Raw genomic sequence first — 19,925 nt, 5'->3', positions numbered from 1 at the left:
ATCTGAGATGCCATAGTCTGAGTTGATTATTTAGACTATGGCTAATTGCTTTGAGCGGAGCATACACGCTAGTATGTGAGTCGTGAAGCGCAGAAAATCAAGGCATAAGCGCCAAGATAGTAGATTCAACAACCCTTAAATACAATCTGATCTTTAGGACTACTATGAGACCTAAAATACGTCCAATGCAGCAGAATGACATTGATAGAGTGTATGAGATTGAGGTGATGTCACACCGAGCTCCGTGGAGCAGGGATATTTTAAGTGACTGTGTGCTAGTTGGTTATGATTGTCGAGTCATAGAGTCTAAAAAACGTATAGAAGGCTATGTAATCTGTCGTTATAGCTTTAATGTCTGCCATATTCTCAACTTATGTGTAGCTGTTTCTGCACAGAGAAAGGGCTATGGACGCTCGCTATTGAGAGCAGTGCTTTCTTCTTTGGTAAATACTAATTTCGATACTGTTATTCTTGAAGTGCGTCCCAGTAACGTGGCTGCACTTGCCTTATACGAGAAATTTGGTTTTCGTAAAGACGCAATTAAAGAAGCCTATTATCAAGATGAAAATGGTTATGAAGATGCTATCTTGCTTAAAAAATTGATTAGCAAAAAATAATTTGCAAAAAACGTAGTTTAGAGTTTGGTGAGGTAATGTTGGCCCTCACCCAGGTTAGAACTCAATTCATTCTTTCTAAAAACTCCTGCAAATGAGGTTTTTCTTTTTCACTTTGTAAGTAAGTACGCAGGTTATCTATAGCCTTGGTATAAGTTTCCTGATTATGTGTGCCCCGCATCAATTCAAAGCGGAGATAAACACAGTAAGTATTTAATACATCGGTTTCACAATAATCACGGATATTCTTTAAATTTCCAGCAAGGAATTGTTCCCATACTTTTGCTCCGCTCATGCCCATTTTACCAGGAAAGCCAAGCATACTAGCTATTTCATCCAGAGGCGCAAACGCTTTATTTTGATAAGCGGCTAGCACATCCATCAGATCCAGATGACGGTAGTGAAAGCGATTTAGATAGTTATTCCAGCGAAAATTTTGTTGATTTTCACCGGTTTCCCAATAAATTGGTGCGGAAATACCGTGCAATAAGGCACGATAATGGAGCACGGGTAAGTCAAAACCGCAGCCATTCCAACTAATCAGCGTCGGTGTGTATTTCTCAATACCCGCAAAAAATCGTTGAATCAAATCTTTTTCATCCGATTGTTCATCACCTAAGGACCAGACCTTTAGCTGTGAACCTTGATTAAGTACTAAAGAAATGGCAACTACCTTTTGGAGATAGTGCGGTAAAAAATCGTTGCCAGTCTTACAGCGACGTAAAGTAAAGAGGGCTGAGGCTGTATCCGCATCAGATAATCCTTCTAATTCATATAATTTTTGTCCTGCTTTAATATCAGGAATGGTTTCTATGTCAAATACCAGAATGCTCATGATGAAGAGTGCTCAGTAAAATAAAGAGGTTCATAGTTTTAGCTTAAAACTAACATAGCTGGGTCAATTTGGGAATGACAACGAAAGGAGAGCGCTGGCTTTTATATTGCCAAATTGACAGACGAAATTGCAAAAAAATTGTCAGTTTAAATAAAAATGTTTAATTTTATCTGCTTTTTTGCTACTAATACGCTCATTCATCCTAGCCCATACCAAATAAGAAAATGAATTTAAAACTGCTAACGCTTATTGCTTTTTCATTGTTACTGATATCCTGCGCTAGCCCACCCCCAAGAGACGTTAATAATATTTGCCATATTTTTAAACAATACCCCAGATGGTATTCGGATGCTCAGGATGTTGAGCGCCGATGGCGAATCCCTATTTCAGTCCAAATGGCAATTATTCATCAGGAATCCAAGTTTGATGCCAACGCAAAACCACCACGGACAAAATTGCTTTGGATTATACCCTGGAAAAGGCCATCCACAGCTTATGGCTATTCTCAGGCCCTGCATTCTACTTGGCGGCTATATAAAAGAGCGGGGGATGGGGGTAGGTATCTCGCCTCACGGGATGTTTTTGCCGATGCAGTTGATTTTATTGGTTGGTATGCTAATCAGGCTAATCGCCGTGCTGGAATACCCAGAAATGACGCGTACCCTTTATATCTGGCTTATCATGAAGGAATAGGTGGTTATCAATCTAGAACTTATTTAAAGAAACCTTGGTTGATTCAGGTCGCACGCAAAGTTAAAGCACGTTCATATTTATATCAAGCGCAATTAAGCCAATGTAAAGCTTCGTTAAATTCCAAACCTTGGTATAGATAGGAGGCACAAGTTTAGGTGGCTATAAAATATTGGTAAGAACAAGTAGTTAAGATTAGTAATGACATCCAAGTTTTGAAAAGGTAGGATGATCGCTAAATTCGAATAGGAGCTGATTAATGCGTTTAATGTTATTAGGGGGGCCGGGTGCGGGAAAGGGAACGCAGGCAATTAAGTTAATTAACTATTTTAAAATACCACAAATTTCGACTGGTGATATGCTTCGTTCGGCAATTGCTGCTGGGACGGAATTGGGGAAAAGTGCTAAAAAGGTAATGGATTCTGGAAAACTGGTTTCTGATGAAATTATTATTGGTTTGGTAAAAGAGCGCTTACAACAAGATGATTGCCGGTCTGGATTTCTATTCGATGGCTTTCCCCGTACTATTCCGCAGGCTGATGCCCTAAAGAGTGCGAAGATTAAGCTGGATCATGTTATTGAAATAGCAGTGCCTGACGAGGAAATTATCAATCGTATAAGTGGTAGACGTGTACATGTAGCTTCTGGTCGCGTTTATCATGTCAAATTTCAACCGCCTAAAACAGATAATGTTGATGATGTTACCGGAGAACCATTAATTCAGCGGGATGATGATAAAGAAGAGACGATTAAGCAGCGTCTCACTGTTTACCATCAACAAACAGAGCCTCTCATCAATTATTACCAGCAGTGGGCGAAAACAAATGATAGTCTGGCACCACAGTTTCATCGTGTGCAGGGCGTTGGCAGCATGGATAATATTTTTTCAGCCATTTTATCCTGTATTAATGCCAGGGAGATGCCATGTCAGTCAACACTATAAAGACAGACCAATTTGAAGGTTTGCTTGCGAATAATGAGATAGTTTTTATTGATTTTTGGGCGGAATGGTGTGCACCTTGCAAACACTTCGCAATGGTTTACGAGAAAGTTGCTGAGCAATATAAGACGATTAAATTTGTTAAGGTCAATATTGAGGAAGAAGCCGAGCTGGCTGAAATTTTTCAAATACGATCAATCCCCCATTTAATGGTTTTTAAGCAGGGCATTGCTATTTACTCAGAGGCAGGTAGTATGCCTGAATCAACACTTAAAGAACTGGTACAGCAGGCTATCAGTGTAGATGTCAGCGAAATCCGAGCCAAAATAGACAAAGGTGAAATTTAGTTATTAAGGCTAAGTCGTTGCTGACAATAATCTTCCAAGGCTTGTTTTTGTTCTAGCTCAAAATTCAAGCCCAGTTTAGTGCGGCGCCATAGGATGTCGTCGCTATCACAAGCCCATTCCTCGTTTCGCAAATAATCAACTTCAATCTGGTATAAATCATTGCCAAAATGAAGGCCCAGATCACTCATTTCTTTACATCCTGATAGCAATAATTCGGTGCGGGTGCCGTAACTCGTCAGGTAACGCTCCAGGATTGATTCGTCCAGCCAATAATATTTCTCCCGTGCATAAGTGGTATATTCTTTATAACTCCAGTTCTCAAAGATAGAACCTGGCAAGGGGATAGACTCTGTACGGGATATACCCAAGGCAGGGAAAAACTCATGTAAACTATTGACTGCTTCCAACGCCAATTGTCGGTAAGTTGTGATTTTTCCGCCATAAACCGTGAGGGCTGGAGCAGGTGAGTTTGTGCAATGATAGGTATAATCGCGACTTAATGCTTTAAGCTCTTCGCCTGATGCAGCCAGTAACGGTCTAACGCCACTCCAGCTGTTAATAATATCTTTTCGCTGCACCCGACATTTAAAATAGTTGTTAACAAGATTGCATAAATAATTAACTTCTTCTGTGGAAATGCAGACTTCATCTAAAGAGCCTTTAAAAGCAACATCTGTGGTTCCTATCATCGTGTAACCGTGATAAGGAACGATAAAGATAATGCGTTTGTCATCATTCTGAAGGAGATAGGCATGATTTCCTTCGTAGAGTTTATGAACAACTAAATGACTACCTTTGACAAGAGACATCTTAAATTTACTGGGAATACCTGATAATTTATTGAACGACTCCACCCAGGGACCAGTGGCATTAACAAGTACTTTGGCAGAGATAGTCTCTTCTTTGCCTGAGTTTTTTTTAGCAGTTAATAGCCATAGATTATTTTGTACGGTGGCATTGGTTACGGCTACCCTTGTTTGAATCGAGGCACCGTATTTTTTGGCTTGTAATGCATTGGCAATTGTCAGCCGAGCATCATCAGTCGCACAGTCATAAAATAAAAAGCCTTTGACAAAATAGTTAGCTAAAGGTGAAAAATAAGGTGAGTGGTGGTTCCGACGTATCAGTTTGCTGTGGGGCAATTTATTTTTACGCTCAAGATTATCATATAGAAATAAGCCCGTTCGTAGCAACCAGGAGGGCCGCATACCTTGTTGATACGGTAAAACAAAAGGAAGAGAATAAACGAGATGAGGAGCCAGGCTCAATAGAAGTTGCCGCTCATGCAAGGCTTTTTTAACCAAGGCGAAATCATAATACTCCAGATATCTTAGGCCTCCATGGATTAATTTAGAACTACTGGACGATGTTTTTGAAGCGAGATCTCCCTTTTCCAAAAGGATCACAGACAATCCGCGCATCGCTGCATCAGCGGCAATACCACAACCATTAATGCCACCGCCGATGATTGCCACGTCAAAAACCTGATCCATGTTTGGTCTCCGCAAAAAAGCGTATAGAATAGTTTTGGTTGCTGTTAATTGAGACTGATATTATCAGTTTTTTTATTTTCCTCCAGGGGTTGCTGACATGTCTACTATCTTGGCTGAAAAGTGTTGATTCTTGCGCTTCGCTGCTCATAAATCAATATTTTTTGAATCAATCTAGCGAAATGTCAACAGCCCCTAATGAAATAATGTTTTAATGGTGATTGAAAATCTAAATAGCATAATCAGGGAAGTAAACGCAATGAATTATCTTCTTGCCATTGATCAAGGAACTAGCAGTACTCGAGCCATGTTGTATAACAGTGCTGGTAAATTACTCACTTCGAGTCAATATTTATTGACCCAATTTTACCCGCAACCAGGCTGGGTGGAACATGATCCCGAGGAAATTTGGCAAAAAACATTAAAGGCTATGCAAGATGTTGTTTCTGAAGTAGATGCGCATCAAGTTATTGCTTGTGGGATTACTAACCAACGTGAAACAACGTTAATTTGGGATAAACAATCAGGCGAGTGTCTTGCACCTGCAATTGTTTGGCAAGATAGGCGGACCCAACTATTTTGCGACAGTTTGTTGGATTGCGGGGAGGCAATCCAACAAAAAACAGGGCTATTGCCTGATCCTTATTTTTCTGCAAGTAAATTAAATTGGCTAATAGCTAATGTACCTAAAGCAAGCGAGTTGGCTGCAAGAGGGCAATTGGCCTTCGGCACGATTGATAGTTTTCTTATCTGGCGTTTAACAAAAGGGAAAGCCCATTTAACAGATATAACCAACGCATCGCGAACCTTGTTATTTAATATTGTGGAGCAGCGCTGGGACGAGGATTTATTGAAACTTTTTGCAGTCCCGCCTGCCATTTTGCCAGAAGTGTGTTCCAGCGATGCTAATTTCGGCAACATAGAGCAAGATTATCTAGGTGCATCGATTCCTATTACCGGTGTAGTTGGAGATCAACAGGCTGCCCTGATTGGACAAAGAGGGTTTTCTCACGGGATGGTAAAAGCAACTTTTGGTACAGGCGGATTTCTACTTATGAATATTGGCCCGCAGCCCGTTTTGTCGAAACATCGGTTGTTAACAACAATAGCCTACCAGATTAAAGGACAAACTGTTTATGGTTTAGAAGGGAGTTTGTACCATGCAGGGACAACTGTTAAATGGTTACGTGATGAAATGAAATTAATTGCAGCCGCTGCTGATACAGAGTGGCTTGCAAAGAGCCTTAGCAGTAATGAAGGCGTTTATTTAATTCCTTCCTTCACCGGTCTTGGTGCCCCCCATTGGATAACGACTGCGGGTGCCGCCATTATTGGTTTGGCACGGACAACTAATCGTGCTCACTTTGCCCGTGCAGCGCTGGAGAGTGTTTGTTATCAAACCCGTGATGTTCTGGATTGTATGCGCGAAGATAGTCAGATAGCCTTATCGTTGTTGCGCGTTGATGGCGGGATGGCTGCTAATCAATGGTTCCTTCAATTTTTATCTTCACAATGCAATTTAACGGTGCAAAAACCTGATGATATAGAAACAACCGCTCAGGGAGCGGCTATATTAGCAGCAATAGGATGTGGTCTTGTGGATTCTTTAGAGGCCTTGGAGAAAAACTGGGTTTGTGAAAAAGAATTTGTGGCAGCGAAAGAGAGAGACAGTGTGGAGAACGATTATTGCGGGTGGCGGAGAGCTTTGCAGATGATCAAAGCAGGTTTGTAGCCTGTGAGGGCCAAAACCAACGGGCTTTAAAGAAGCCACGCATGCGTGGCTTCTTTAAAAGGTTTAGGGTTAAAACCCCGGGTTTCAACGACCGGTTTTCACCTGGCTGGATTAGTTGGTTAGCGAACATCTCGTTGTTTTTCGCCAGTATAAAGCTGTCTTGGGCGACCAATTTTGGATTTGGAGGCAACCATTTCCATCCAATGTGACATCCAGCCTACCGTTCTTGCTAAGGCAAAAATAACAGTGTACATGTTGGTAGGAATGCCAATGGCACTTAAGGTAATACCGGAATAAAAATCCACATTTGGATAAAGCTTTTTCTCTACAAAATAGTCATCTTCAAGGGCAATGCGCTCAAGTTCCATAGCAAGTTTAAACAAGGGCGCCTCATGGGCACCAACCGCATTCAATACTTCATGACAGGTTTTGCGCATCACTTTGGCTCGCGGATCATAACTTTTGTAAACACGATGTCCAAAACCCATCAAGCGGAAAGGATCATTCTTGTCTTTCGCGCGTTTTATATAATGGTTAATATGCTTAATATCACCAATTTCTTTGAGCATATTAAGGCAAGCTTCGTTGGCACCACCATGGGCGGGCCCCCACAAAGCACCTATTCCTGCTGAAATACAGGCAAAGGGATTCGCCCCCGTTGATCCGGCTAATCTCACTGTGGAAGTCGAAGCGTTTTGTTCGTGATCGGCGTGGAGTGTAAAAATAGTATCCATCGCATCAACGATGATGGGATTGGGTTTGATATCCTCAGACGGTACGCCGAACATCATATGCAGAAAATTTTCAGCATAAGACATTTTGTTTTGCGGGTACATGTAAGGTTGTCCAACTGAATATTTATAACTCATTGCAGCAAGGGTCGGCATTTTAGCAATTAAACGAATTGCAGAAATGTAACGATCCTGTTGATTATTTAAGTCCATTGAATCATGGTAAAACGCAGACAAGGCACCGACTATACCAACCATAATGGCCATAGGATGAGCATCGCGGCGAAAACCGTTTAAAAAATTATACATCTGCTGATGTACCATAGTATGGTTGTTAATCAGATTAATAAAATCCTGTTTTTCCTTTGCATCAGGCAATTCGCCATTGAGAAGAAGATAACTGACGTCGAGGAAGTCTTTTTTCTCGGCTAATTGTTCAATGGGGTAGCCTCTATAAAGTAAAATTCCTTTATCCCCATCAATATAGGTAATCTTAGATTCACAAGACGCGGTGGAGACAAAGCCCGGATCATAGGTAAACATGCTTTGCTCACCCAATTTATTGATATCAATTACTTCATTACCTAAAGTCGGACTATAGATTGGTAAGTCAATTGGCTCGTGACCGTCAATACTAAGCCTGGCAATTTTGTTTGTCATCGTGTCTCCTCGTTCATGGCTTGACAGCCTTCTCGCTTACTAAGTGCGCAGACTATATAAAAATGCCTTTCTCCAGTCAATTTATAGAAGCTGTCAAATTTATCTTTCCACTAATGAATAAGTATGATCCAGATTGAAGGTTTTTAACAGAAATAAAATGCTAAAAATAAAATGAAACCATAACGGCCAATGGCTGAGTCATGTTGAAAATATTAAATTAGCTTGGCTGTGGGTAGGTAGATTGAAATGCTTGATATGATTCAATTAAAGCCTGCTCTGTGGTATCCTTCCAGCTTATTTTCATTTCAATCATTGCATGAGGACGCGTCCAAACCATGGTTTATCTTGCCAAAGAAGTTATACCCGTCAATATTGAAGACGAATTAAAGCAGTCCTATCTGGATTATGCTATGAGTGTTATCGTTGGCCGCGCTTTGCCCGATGTCCGTGATGGCCTGAAGCCTGTTCATCGTCGTGTGCTTTTTGCGATGAGTGAATTAGGTAATGATTGGAATAAGCCTTATAAAAAATCAGCGCGTGTGGTAGGGGATGTCATCGGTAAATACCATCCGCATGGTGATACAGCAGTCTACGATACCATTGTAAGGATGGCGCAGCCGTTTTCTATGCGTTATATGTTGATTGACGGGCAAGGTAACTTTGGTTCCGTCGATGGTGATTTCGCAGCGGCTATGCGATATACCGAAGTCAGAATGTCAAAAGTTGCCCACGCTTTATTGGCTGATCTGGACAAGGAAACCGTCGATTTTAGTCCAAACTACGATGAAACAGAATTTGCTCCTGTCGTTTTACCATCACGAGTTCCTAACCTGCTGGTGAATGGTTCCTCTGGTATTGCTGTAGGTATGGCGACCAATATTCCACCGCATAACCTGACCGAAGTTATTAATGCCTGTGTTGCTTTGGTAGAAGATCCTGATTTGACGCTGGATGACATAATGAACTATGTACCCGGCCCTGATTTTCCAACAGCGGCAATTATTAATGGTAAAGCGGGTATTCTGCAGGCATACCGCACCGGGCGCGGCCGGATTTATATTCGCGCGCGCACAGAAATAGAGACAGATAGTCATTCTGGTCGACAAGCCATCATTATTACTGAATTACCTTATCAGGTTAATAAAGCCCGTTTAGTAGAAAAAATCGCTGAATTAGTGCGTGAAAAGCGTATCGAAGGGATTTCTGGTTTGCGGGATGAGTCTGATAAACAAGGCATGAGAGTTGTTATTGAGCTCAAACGGGGTGAAGTAGCTGAAGTAATTTTGAATAATTTGTACGCTCATACCCAGATGCAGAATGTATTTGGCATTAATATGGTCGCTTTGGTTGACGGTCAGCCGCGTACACTCAATCTAAAAGAAATTCTTGAGTATTTTATCAAGCATCGCCGTGAAGTGGTGACTCGCCGTACGATTTTTGAATTGAAGAAAGCTCGTAATCGCGCTCATTTATTAGAAGGTTTGGGAATTGCACTGGCTAATATTGATGAGATGATTGAACTCATTAAGAAATCACCAACCCCTCAAGACGCAAAAGAGGCTTTATTGGCGCGTTTTTGGCAACCAGGTTTGGTTAAGGCTATGCTGGAAAATGCAGGAAGCGATGCTTGCCGACCAGATGATTTATCCAGTGATTATGGTTTAGCTGCAGAAGGTTATCGGTTATCAGAACATCAAGCCCAGGCAATTCTTGAGTTAAGGCTGCACCGTTTAACGGCTCTTGAGCAAGATAAAATCATCAATGAATTTAAAGAGTTGTTAAATGTAATTAAAGAGTTGTTAGATATTCTTGCTTCTCCTGAGCGGCTGATGCAAGTGATTCGAGATGAATTGCTGGAAGTCAAAGCCCAGTTTGGTGACGAGCGTCGTACAGAAATTACCGCATCGCAAGAAGATTTAACTATTGAAGATTTAATTACTGAAGAAGATGTGGTGGTTACCCTCTCTCACCAGGGCTATGTGAAATATCAACCGATTTCTGCTTATCAAGCCCAGCGTCGTGGTGGTAAGGGTAAATCAGCTACCAATGTCAAAGATGAAGATTTTATCGAGCGTCTCATTATCGCCAGTACTCATGATACTTTGCTATGTTTTTCAAATCACGGGAAACTATATTGGCTGAAAGCTTATCAATTGCCTTTGGCAAGCCGCATTTCACGCGGTAAACCGATTATTAATATTCTTCCGTTGGCAGCCGATGAAGCTATCAACGCTATGTTGCCAGTGCGTGAGTATCAAGAGGGTTACTTTGTCTTCATGGCGACCAAGCATGGTACTGTGAAAAAGGTACCCCTTGAAGCGTTTAGTCGACCACGCTCTACGGGAATTATTGCAGTAGATCTGGATGATGAAGATCGCTTGGTCGGTGTAGATATTACCGATGGCAGTAAAGATATTATGCTGTTTACCGATGCTGGGAAGGTGATTCGTTTTGATGAGAACCTTGTTAGACCTATGGGTAGAACCGCACGTGGTGTGCGTGGTATTCGGTTGGGAGAAAATCAATCCGTTATTTCCCTGGTCGTTGCTCAATCGGAAGGTACGATATTAACTGCTACTGAGAATGGCTATGGTAAACGCACGAATATTGAAGAATATCGTGTGTCCGGCCGTGGCGGTCAAGGCGTAATTTCAATCCAAGTCAATGAACGTAATGGTAGAGTAGTCCGTGCTCTGCAAGTCTCCGAGGGGGATGAAGCGATGTTAATCACTGATAAGGGTACCTTAGTTCGCTTTAAAGTGGGTGAACTATCGATCATTGGTCGAAATACTCAAGGTGTACGCCTTATTAATGTCAGTTCAGGTGAGCAGGTTGTGGGTATGCAACGGATAGTAGACATTGGAGAAGACGATACTGAAGAGATGTCAGATTCCGATGAAGAGAATGATGTAGAAGAAACTAATGATGAGTAGGGGCTATAATTTTGGTGCTGGCCCCTCGATGTTGCCTGAATCAATTTTAAGAGAAACACAGGAAGAACTTCTAAATTGGCAAAATCTGGATATGTCGGTCCTGGAGATTGGACACCGCACACCAGAGTTCATGGCCTTGATGGAGCAGACGGAGCAAGCATTCAGGGAGCTTTTAAACGTCCCTGCCAATTATCATGTGCTTTTTTTAGGTGGGGCGGCACGTACGCAATTTAGTATGGTTCCCATGAATTTGCTTGCAGCCGGTGAACAGTCAGGTTATTTAATCACCGGTCTTTGGTCCTCACTGGCTTACCAGGAAGCAGTAAAAATTAAACAGGCTTATTGTGTTGCCAGTGATGAAGAGAATGGTTTTATAAAGATTCCATCACCGGAAAAATGGCAGATTAAAGAAAATACAAAATACCTCTATTTTACGCCCAATGAAACAGTTAATGGTGTTCGCTTTGCCAAAATACCAGCTATTTCAGGAGTCCCTCTTATTGCGGATATGACTTCATGTTTACTGAGCGAGCCTATTACTGTGAGCGATTATGGGCTGATTTTTGCCGGGGCGCAGAAAAATATTGCAAATGCCGGTTTAACACTGGTCATTATCAGTGACGAGCTACTAAACTCTTTGCCCGATAATAGTATTCCGACAATGCTTGATTACCGGACTCATAGCTCAACGCATTCACTTTACGCAACACCACCTACTTTTAATTGCTATCTGGCGGGAAAAATGGCTCAATGGGCCAAAGCCCAAGGCGGTGTTGAGGCGTTGTATGAAATAAATTGTGCAAAAGCCTCTAGATTATATGATTACATTGATTCTTCAGGATTTTACCATTGTAAAGTATCCGAGGAGGCACGTTCTTTAGTAAATATTTGTTTTTCGCTTTCTGATGCGAACCTTGAAGAGTTGTTTTTGGCCGTAGCCAAAACACGGGGTCTATATGCTTTAAAAGGCCATCGCACAGTGGGAGGATTAAGAGCAAGCATATACAACGCCATGCCTATGGAAGGTGTAGAATATCTAATCAAATTTATGCGAGATTTTGCTAAGGAACATAATTAATGAACCTGATAGATTATGTAAGCAGCCCTATAAAGTCGGTGCAAGGTGATGTGACAGTTCCTGGTGATAAATCCATTTCTCATCGTTCAATTATTTTGGGTGCCATTGCCAAGGGTACGACTACTATTAGCGGCTTTTTAGATGGAGAAGATTGCTTGGCAACCTTAAAGGCCTTTCAGTCTATGGGTGTTGCCATTGAAGGGCCTGTAGCACAACGGGTTGTGATTCATGGTGTAGGTAAATATGGATTGCAAAAGCCCAAAGGTGTTGTTGATTGTGGTAATTCAGGAACATCTATGCGCTTACTTGCAGGTCTACTTGCAGCGCAGCCTTTTGACAGTGAATTGAGTGGTGATGCAAGCCTGCAAAAAAGACCAATGGAGCGGGTAAGTAGACCATTAATGCAAATGGGAGCTGAAATAATAACAAAGGAAGGGCGACCTCCGTTGCTTATTCGCGGTGGCCATGTTTTACACGGTATTACTTATGAAATGCCAGAAGCAAGCGCACAGGTTAAATCGTGTCTATTACTCGCAGGCCTTTATGCCCAGGGTGAAACAAAAGTAATTGAGCCGGGGTTTACTCGTGATCATACCGAAAGGATGCTGACAACCTTTTCTTATCCCATTCAAAAAGCGGAAAACACGATTATAATTAATTCGGACAGTGAATGTATTGGTACCGACATTATTATTCCGGGTGATATTTCTTCTGCTGCTTTTTTTATCGTCGCAGCAACAATTGTTCCGGGTTCAGAACTAGTTATACGAAATGTCGGCATTAATCCTACCCGAACAGGGATTATCCAGATTTTAACGGCAATGGGCGCAGATATAAGCTTGAATCACAAACGCCTTTGTGGTGAAGAGCTCGTTGCTGATCTCTATGTGAAGTATGCCCAGCTTGAAGGTATTGATATTCCTTCTGACTTAGTGCCAATTGCTATTGATGAATTTCCTGTAATCTTTATTGCAGCAGCCTGTGCGAAAGGGCAGACCTTGCTACATGGAGCACGTGAATTGCGTTGTAAGGAAAGCGATAGAATCGGGGCAATGGTTGAAGGCTTGCAACATTTGGGAATTGAAGCGCAGGCGTTCGAAGATGGTTTATATATTAATGGTGGAGTGCTGCAAGGCGGAGAGGTCGATAGTTTTCATGATCATCGCATTGCTATGGCCTTTGCTATTGCCGGAGCTGTTGCTAAAGCGCCAGTTACCATAAAAAATTGTGCCAATGTTGCAACGTCATTTCCAACATTTGTAAAAACGGCCAACAAAATAAAATTGGCTATCAAGGAAATACATGATGATGTTAGATAAAAACGTACCAGTGATTACTATTGATGGTCCTAGTGGCACCGGTAAGGGAACCATTTGCCACATGTTAGCAAACCATCTTGGTTGGCATGTACTGGACAGTGGATGTATTTACAGGGTTCTCGCTTATGCAACTAGAAAGAAAAGCATTGATTTTAATAACATTGCGCAAATTGTCGAGCTGGCATATTCACTTGATTTGCGTTTTGAAACGGATCCTCAACAACGAACTCGCGTATTGCTTGAGGGGCATGATGTTTTTGATGAAATAAGAACTGAGCTCTGTGGACAGGATGCCTCTAAAATTGCCGTAGTACCTGAGATCAGAAAGGCTCTGCTTGCTCGCCAGCGTGCTTTCGCCTTGCCTCCAGGGTTAGTAACGGATGGTCGAGATATGGGCACTGTGGTTTTTCCTGATTCAATATTAAAGATCTATTTATATGCCTCAGCAGAAGAAAGAGCCTCGCGTCGCTATTTTCAGTTGAAAGAAAAAGGAATTGATGCTAGCCTCGCCGAAGTTGTTGATGAGTTGGCTAAACGTGATGCAAGAGATACTGCTCGTACGCACGCGCCATTAAAGCCCGCAGAGGATGCGGTAATGATTGATACAACTGGTTTGACGATTGTACAAGTGTTCGATAATGTATTAAAATTGGTCGATGAACGCCTGTTTCTTCGTTAAATTGTGTTTCATAGGGGGGAAGATGAGTGGACCTCATGCTTCTATTTTTTTACTAAAGAGTTTATTAACATGTCTGAAAGTTTCAAAGAATTATTTGAGCAAAGTATCGTTGGCGCACAGTTTTATCCTGGAGCAATAATCACCGCAAGAGTCATAGGTATCGATGATGATTACGTCACCTTGAACGCGGGTTTAAAATCAGAAGGGATTGTTGCTGTTGAAGAATTTAAAGACAAAAATGGTGAGTTAGAAGTCCATTTGGGCGACACTGTTGAAGTTGCTTTGGATTCTGTAGAAGATGGCTATGGCGAGACATTGCTATCAAGAGAAAAAGCGAAGCGTCAAGAAGCATGGCGCAAATTATCTAAATGCCATGAAAATAATGACACGGTAACCGGTTTGATTTCTGGGAAAGTCAAAGGCGGCTTCACGGTTGAAATCGGCTCTATTCGTGCATTTTTGCCAGGTTCTTTGGTTGACGTCAGACCAGTTCGTGATCCCTCTTACCTCGAAGGCAAAGAGCTTGAATTCAAGGTTATTAAAATGGATCTGAAGAGAAACAACATTGTTGTTTCACGTCGCGCTGTCGTAGAAGAAGAAAGCAGTGCTGATAGACAGGCTTTACTTGAATCCTTACATGATGGTCAAATCCTTAATGGTATTGTTAAAAATCTTACCGATTATGGTGCGTTTATCGATTTAGGTGGTATTGACGGTTTACTCCATATTACCGATATTTCTTGGAAGCGCGTAAAACATCCAAGCGAACTGTTGACTGTTGGTCAGGACGTTAAAGTGAAGGTCTTGAGTTTTGACAGTGAGCGTAATCGAGTTTCCTTAGGTATGAAACAACTGGGTAATGATCCTTGGGTTGATTTGGTTGAACGTTATCCTGTCGGTAAAAAGCTGCATGGTAAAGTGACTAATATCACGGATTACGGTTGCTTTGTTGAGATAGAAGAAGGTGTTGAAGGTTTGGTTCATATGTCTGAGATGGATTGGACTAACAAGAACGTACATCCAAGCAAAGTAGTTTCTATGGGTGATATGGTCGATGTTATGGTTCTTGAAATTGATGAAGAGCGCCGTCGTATATCTCTGGGTATGAAACAGTGTGTTGGTAATCCATGGCACCAGTTTTCACAAACTCATAGCAAAGGACAAAAAGTTCACGGAAAAATCCGTTCAATTACTGACTTTGGAATTTTCATTGGTCTGGATGGTGAGATTGATGGCTTGGTCCATCTGTCTGATATCTCCTGGAACGTTCCAGGCGAAGAGGCTGTTAAGCAGTTTAAGAAAGGTCAGGAATTAGAGGCAGTCATTCTGGCTATCGATGCAGAGCGTGAACGTATTTCCTTAGGTTTGAAGCAACTTGAAGGTGATGCTTTCAGCAGTTATGTTGAAGAATATGCTAAAGGCGCTGTTGTAAAAGGAAAAGTTTCTGCAGTTGATGCTAAAACAGTCACAGTTGATCTTGCTCCTGATGTTATCGGAACAATTCGTGTCAATGAATTATCAGAAGACAAGGTTGATGATGCAACCACTCTCTTTAAAGAAGGTGATGAAATCGAGGCAAAAATTATCAATGTTGATAAGAAAAATCGCACGATAGCCTTGTCTGTTAAAGCGAAGGATGCTCAAGATCAAGCTGAAGCAATCAAAAAATACTCACGCAGTGGGGAAGTTGCTTCAACGACCTTAGGTGACTTGCTGAAAGAAAAAATGGCAAATAAAGAGGGTGAATAAACCTCTTTGCCTAAATAAAAAAGCGTAGTTTAACTACGCTTTTTTTTTTGTTAAGCGGGTAATTCTCGTCAATTAACACTTTTCAAAAGCCTAATTGCGAATTAACGATCGGGATTAATAACAAACCCTTTCCAAACATGCTGTGGAGAGAAAAGTGCGAGGGGAGATGAGCGCAGAATCGGAGTGGATACACGAGTATAGGTGGATTCGAGCACTAGACTTCTTCAGAAACTTGAAGGGATCGAATAAACTACTCATGAGTAGGGATATGAATCAATTTAATTTGCAGCTATTTTAAGGATTAATATAATGCGCCTGCTAATGATGATATTTTATTTAGTATTAATTTTATTAGGTGTAAGTTTTGCTGCACTGAACGCTTCTTCAGTACAGGTTAATTTTTATTTTAAAGTTCTAACGATGCCCATATCCGTATTAATGACGGTGATGCTGGGTGTTGGGGCTATTCTGGGCTTCCTGCTTTTTCTATGTCGTTATTGGCGTCTTAAGGTTGAATACTTAAAAATAAAGAGCCAGTTGAAGTTGACTGAAAAGGAAATAAAAAACTTACGGGCAATTCCTTTGCAGGATCAACATTAAGATGATTGACCCTGGCCAGCTCTGAATTTATTATCAGTGAGCGAATTTAAATTGCTAATTTATATTAGGTGCTGTTTACATTTTTGTTGAAATTGTTTTCTTCGCTGTTCCACGGAGAGGTCTCATTAACAAATCAGATAGATCGTCAGTGTAATAGCCCTAATCAAACTGAACGAGTTGAAGTAATGGAGAGCTTTAATGATTAATTTATGGCCATTATTGTTACCTGCTGCAGCCTGGTCTGGTTGGTGGGTTGCTAGCCGTAATTACTCTGGTAAAGAAAAGCGTTTTGATAACCGACTCTCGCGTGAATACGTAGTGGGACTAAACTACTTATTAAATGAACAGCCAGATAAAGCAGTTGATGTATTTATCAAACTGCTGGAGGTTGATAGTGAAACAGTAGAGACTCATTTGGCGTTGGGAAGTCTCTTTCGCCGTCGTGGCGAAGTAGATCGAGCCATTAGAATACATCAGAATCTGATTGCCAGGCCGCAATTAAGTTTGGTAGAGCGCAAAGAAGCATTAATGGCTTTAGGTCAGGATTACATGAGTGCGGGTGTATTTGACAGAGCTGAACGCATTTTCTTAGAGGTGGTAGAGTTGGGGGGTAGCCGCGAAACCTCCAGTCTACAGGGCTTACTTGCTATCTATCAGCAAGAAAAAGCGTGGGAAAAAGCGCTGGATGTCATAAAAAAATTAGAGCTTTCCCTAGGGCAGAGTATGCACATGCAAGCCGCGCACTATTATTGCGAAATTGCTAATCAGGCATTAAAGAGCAATTCTGTTGATAAAGCTCAAAACGCAATTAAGCAAGCTCTCGTTGTTGATAAAATGTCAGCGCGCGCCAGCCTTATGCAAGCATCGTTGGATATGCAAAATGCTCGTTATAAACAGGCTATTCGCTCCTTAAAGCGAGTTCCACAACAAGATCCAGAGTTTCTTAGCGAAATCATTGAGCCGTTAGTGATTTGCCACCGCGAACTGGATGCGATGAGCGAATGTGTAGAGTATTTACAACAGACGTTAGTCGAGCATCCCCGTGCATCCACCATTTTCGTTATTGCGGAGTTTTTGCGCCGCGAAAAAAATATGGATGCTGCCATTGATTTTGTATCGGATAAGCTTAGTACTCATCCTTCTATTAGAGGTTTAAACCGCTTAATTTGCTGGCACTTGGAAACTGCTCACGGTAAAGTGCGGGATAAATTACAAATGTTGTATGACATTACGAGTAAATTTTTAGATAACAAGCCTATCTATCGCTGTGGACACTGTGGTTTTGGTGGTAAACATTTGCATTGGCATTGCCCAAGTTGTAAACAGTGGGGTAGAATGAAGCCAGTCCATGGTTTGGAAGGGGATTAGAGCCGACTGTAAATTTGGGCAAATTGCTGTTGAGCCTAATCAGTTCCCTAACTCAATTTGAGAGAATTATGCAATTCATCGATCTTAAAAAACAATATAAATTAATTGAAACAGATATCCTGCGAGGCATCCAAACTGTTTTAGAGCATGGTCAATATATTATGGGACCTGAAATCGCCAAACTCGAACGACAATTGGCGGAGTTTGTAAATGTTAAGCATGCCATTGTTAATTCAAGCGGTACAGATGCCTTGCTGATGGCTTTGTTAGCCTTGGAGCTGGAGCCAGGTGATGAAGTTATTACCAGTCCTTTCAGTTTTTTTGCTACAGGTGAAGTGATTGCTCTTGTCGGCGCCAAGCCTGTTTTTGTTGATATCGATCCAACAACGTACAATATTGACGCAACAAAAATCAAAGAGGCTATTACTGACAAAACAAAAGCAATCATGCCAGTGAGTTTATATGGCCAATGTGCTGATATGACGACAATCAATGAGGTTGCAAAGCAATTCGGCTTACCAGTTATTGAAGATGCCGCCCAGAGTTTTGGGGCTACCTACCAAGGTGCATACTCCTGTGCCTTATCGACAATTGGATGTACCAGTTTTTTCCCATCTAAACCGCTGGGTGGTTATGGTGATTCTGGAGCCTGCTTTACAGATGATGATATTCTTGCCGAACGATTGATAGAAATCCGTAATCATGGGCAAAATACAAGATACTGCCATAAACGAATTGGCATTAATGGCCGAATGGATACCCTACAAGCAGCTATCCTGATTGAAAAAATGAAATTATTCCCTGATGAAATTGCCATGCGTCAACGGGTTGCACAACGTTATGAACAATTGCTTGCTGATGTAGTTAAAACACCCTCTGTCATGGAGGGCAATACCAGTGTTTATGCTCAATATACAATCGAAGTTCCTCACCGCGATGATTTTCAGAAGCAAATGCAGGCTTTAGGTATTCCTACAGCAGTGCATTATCCGGTTGCCATGCATCAACAGCAGGCTCTCAGCGCTTTGGGCTACAAAATTGGTGATTTTCCCCATGCTGAAAAAGCAAGTAAACATGTAGTCAGTTTGCCAATGCACCCATACTTAAGCATGGAAGACCAGCAAAAAATTGCTCATGCAGTTAAAACTTGTCTGGTAAGCGAGTTGGCAGGGGTATAATGGCTTTGAAATTGATTGTAGCGCTGGATTTTGCAAATCGACAAGATGCGTTTGCCTTGGTTGAGCAATTAGAGCCGAGCCAATGCGCACTCAAGGTTGGTAGTGAAATGTTTACTCTTTTTGGTCCTGATTTTGTTCGTGATTTGGTAAAAAAAGGGTTTAAAATTTTTCTGGATTTGAAATTTCATGATATTCCCAATACCGTAGCCCGGGCTTGTCAAGCTTGTGCTGAGCTTGGAGTTTGGATGATTAATGTTCATGCTTCAGGCGGTTTGGCAATGATGCAGACAGCAGTAAAGGCTTTAGAGCCTTATGGTGATAATCGTCCCTTACTCATTGCGGTGACTATTTTAACCAGTATGGCCACAGAGAATTTACCAGAGATTGGTATAGAGCCGTCTGTTGATACCCAGGTCAAACGCTTGGCTAAACTTGCATTGCAAGCGGGACTTGACGGCGTTGTTTGTTCTGCCTTTGAAGTTCCAATGATTAAAAATACCTGCGGCCAATCTTTTTTGACCATTACGCCTGGTATTCGCTTGCCAGGAGATAAACTAAATGATCAGTCGCGTGTGATGACACCGGTGCAAGCGGTTGAAAATGGAAGTGATTTTTTGGTGCTTGGTCGTTCAATTACTAAGGCGCCTAAGCCGGCGAATGTAGTGCACGAACTGCTTGCGACAATCCCTTTATAAGTGATTAGTAGTGTAATACGCGAATTAGGTGAGCTCTTCAGCACCTTACCTGCCGCGACTTGTTATTGCGAGATTGACACAAAATTAAAATGAGAAAATACGGCTGCTTCAGAATCCGTTCGGCCTGAGGAATCGCGCAGCGCTGCCTCGAAGCCTCGATGCTTAGCCTTCGAGATGTGGCTTATGGCACTCCTCAGGTCGAACAGAGACGCTGACTCCTTATTGTCCAAATTTTTGGGAAGATCTCTCAGGACTTGTTTGCTGCATTCAAAAAATGGTCAAATTAA

17 protein-coding genes are annotated in these 19,925 nt (G+C 41.7%); 14 read left to right on the top strand and 3 right to left on the bottom strand.

The window, feature by feature from the left end; all coding sequences use genetic code 11:
- The first annotated feature begins 164 nt into the window (after positions 1 to 164).
- The gene (gene rimI, locus ACN4Z1_RS07315) at positions 165 to 617 is read left to right on the top strand and encodes a ribosomal protein S18-alanine N-acetyltransferase (RefSeq protein WP_115221419.1); all 453 of its coding nucleotides are present in this window, start codon (positions 165 to 167) and stop codon (positions 615 to 617) included.
- 61 nt (positions 618 to 678) lie between these two features.
- Here rimI and ACN4Z1_RS07310 read toward each other — a convergent pair whose 3' ends face one another.
- On the bottom strand, positions 679 to 1,449 hold the full coding sequence (locus ACN4Z1_RS07310) for a 3'-5' exonuclease (RefSeq protein ID WP_115221418.1): 771 nt from the start codon (positions 1,447 to 1,449) through the stop codon (positions 679 to 681).
- A gap of 224 nt (positions 1,450 to 1,673) precedes the next feature.
- Between ACN4Z1_RS07310 and ACN4Z1_RS07305 the strand changes: the two genes are divergently transcribed.
- The 3 genes from ACN4Z1_RS07305 (at position 1,674) to trxA (ending at position 3,426) form a co-directional block, all read left to right on the top strand.
- Positions 1,674 to 2,282 carry a hypothetical protein gene (locus tag ACN4Z1_RS07305; RefSeq protein ID WP_115221417.1) on the top strand — a complete coding sequence of 203 codons (609 nt, stop codon included), beginning with the start codon at positions 1,674 to 1,676 and terminating at the stop codon, positions 2,280 to 2,282.
- A gap of 116 nt (positions 2,283 to 2,398) precedes the next feature.
- Positions 2,399 to 3,082 (top strand): adenylate kinase, encoded by a 684-nt coding sequence (gene adk / locus ACN4Z1_RS07300; RefSeq protein WP_228363893.1) that lies wholly within the window; start codon positions 2,399 to 2,401, stop codon positions 3,080 to 3,082.
- On the top strand, positions 3,064 to 3,426 hold the full coding sequence (gene trxA, locus ACN4Z1_RS07295) for a thioredoxin (protein ID WP_228363894.1): 363 nt from the start codon (positions 3,064 to 3,066) through the stop codon (positions 3,424 to 3,426). The genes adk and trxA overlap by 19 nt, the downstream gene beginning before the upstream one ends.
- On the opposite strand, the gene glpD is transcribed toward trxA, so the two are convergent.
- Positions 3,423 to 4,919, bottom strand: a complete 1,497-nt coding sequence (gene glpD / locus ACN4Z1_RS07290; protein ID WP_228363895.1) for a glycerol-3-phosphate dehydrogenase — start codon at positions 4,917 to 4,919, stop codon at positions 3,423 to 3,425. The two genes, trxA and glpD, sit on opposite strands and share 4 nt — an antisense overlap.
- A gap of 256 nt (positions 4,920 to 5,175) precedes the next feature.
- Between glpD and glpK the strand changes: the two genes are divergently transcribed.
- Entirely contained in the window at positions 5,176 to 6,648 is a 1,473-nt protein-coding gene (gene glpK, locus ACN4Z1_RS07285) for a glycerol kinase GlpK (protein ID WP_228363896.1), read from the top strand.
- Between the two features lie 119 nt (positions 6,649 to 6,767).
- On the opposite strand, the gene gltA is transcribed toward glpK, so the two are convergent.
- On the bottom strand, positions 6,768 to 8,039 hold the full coding sequence (gene gltA / locus ACN4Z1_RS07280; protein ID WP_115221412.1) for a citrate synthase: 1,272 nt from the start codon (positions 8,037 to 8,039) through the stop codon (positions 6,768 to 6,770).
- 335 nt (positions 8,040 to 8,374) lie between these two features.
- On the opposite strand from gltA, the gene gyrA reads away from it, so the two are divergent.
- From gyrA to pyrF, 9 genes are all read left to right on the top strand, one after another.
- A complete protein-coding gene (gene gyrA, locus ACN4Z1_RS07275) occupies positions 8,375 to 10,972 on the top strand; it encodes a DNA gyrase subunit A (protein ID WP_228363897.1) in 2,598 nt (865 codons plus the stop codon).
- Positions 10,962 to 12,050 (top strand): 3-phosphoserine/phosphohydroxythreonine transaminase, encoded by a 1,089-nt coding sequence (gene serC / locus ACN4Z1_RS07270; RefSeq protein WP_228363898.1) that lies wholly within the window; start codon positions 10,962 to 10,964, stop codon positions 12,048 to 12,050. Before gyrA ends, serC begins: the two co-directional genes overlap by 11 nt.
- 8 nt (positions 12,051 to 12,058) lie before the next feature.
- Positions 12,059 to 13,369 (top strand): 3-phosphoshikimate 1-carboxyvinyltransferase, encoded by a 1,311-nt coding sequence (gene aroA, locus ACN4Z1_RS07265; protein WP_370634587.1) that lies wholly within the window; start codon positions 12,059 to 12,061, stop codon positions 13,367 to 13,369.
- Positions 13,356 to 14,048, top strand: a complete 693-nt coding sequence (gene cmk / locus ACN4Z1_RS07260) for a (d)CMP kinase (RefSeq protein ID WP_181879454.1) — start codon at positions 13,356 to 13,358, stop codon at positions 14,046 to 14,048. Before aroA ends, cmk begins: the two co-directional genes overlap by 14 nt.
- Positions 14,049 to 14,117: 69 nt before the next feature.
- Positions 14,118 to 15,797, top strand: a complete 1,680-nt coding sequence (rpsA, locus tag ACN4Z1_RS07255) for a 30S ribosomal protein S1 (protein WP_228363899.1) — start codon at positions 14,118 to 14,120, stop codon at positions 15,795 to 15,797.
- 309 nt (positions 15,798 to 16,106) lie between these two features.
- Positions 16,107 to 16,397: a lipopolysaccharide assembly protein LapA domain-containing protein gene (locus ACN4Z1_RS07250; RefSeq protein ID WP_115221408.1), complete on the top strand. Its 291-nt coding sequence runs from the start codon at positions 16,107 to 16,109 to the stop codon at positions 16,395 to 16,397.
- Positions 16,398 to 16,595: 198 nt separating this feature from the next.
- On the top strand, positions 16,596 to 17,765 hold the full coding sequence (gene lapB / locus ACN4Z1_RS07245) for a lipopolysaccharide assembly protein LapB (protein ID WP_228363901.1): 1,170 nt from the start codon (positions 16,596 to 16,598) through the stop codon (positions 17,763 to 17,765).
- Positions 17,766 to 17,833: 68 nt separating this feature from the next.
- Positions 17,834 to 18,943, top strand: coding sequence for a DegT/DnrJ/EryC1/StrS family aminotransferase (locus ACN4Z1_RS07240; RefSeq protein WP_115221406.1), 1,110 nt, complete (start codon positions 17,834 to 17,836; stop codon positions 18,941 to 18,943).
- Complete coding sequence (gene pyrF / locus ACN4Z1_RS07235) at positions 18,943 to 19,638, top strand: orotidine-5'-phosphate decarboxylase (RefSeq protein ID WP_228363902.1); 696 nt, start codon at positions 18,943 to 18,945, stop codon at positions 19,636 to 19,638. Before ACN4Z1_RS07240 ends, pyrF begins: the two co-directional genes overlap by 1 nt.
- Positions 19,639 to 19,925: the final 287 nt, after the last annotated feature.

Source organism: Legionella sp. ST3F1 (assembly GCF_048553315.1).
GTDB lineage: Bacteria > Pseudomonadota > Gammaproteobacteria > Legionellales > Legionellaceae > Tatlockia > Tatlockia donaldsonii.
The sequence above is the reverse complement of the archived record's forward strand: the minus strand, read 5'-3'. Positions and strand labels throughout refer to the sequence as shown.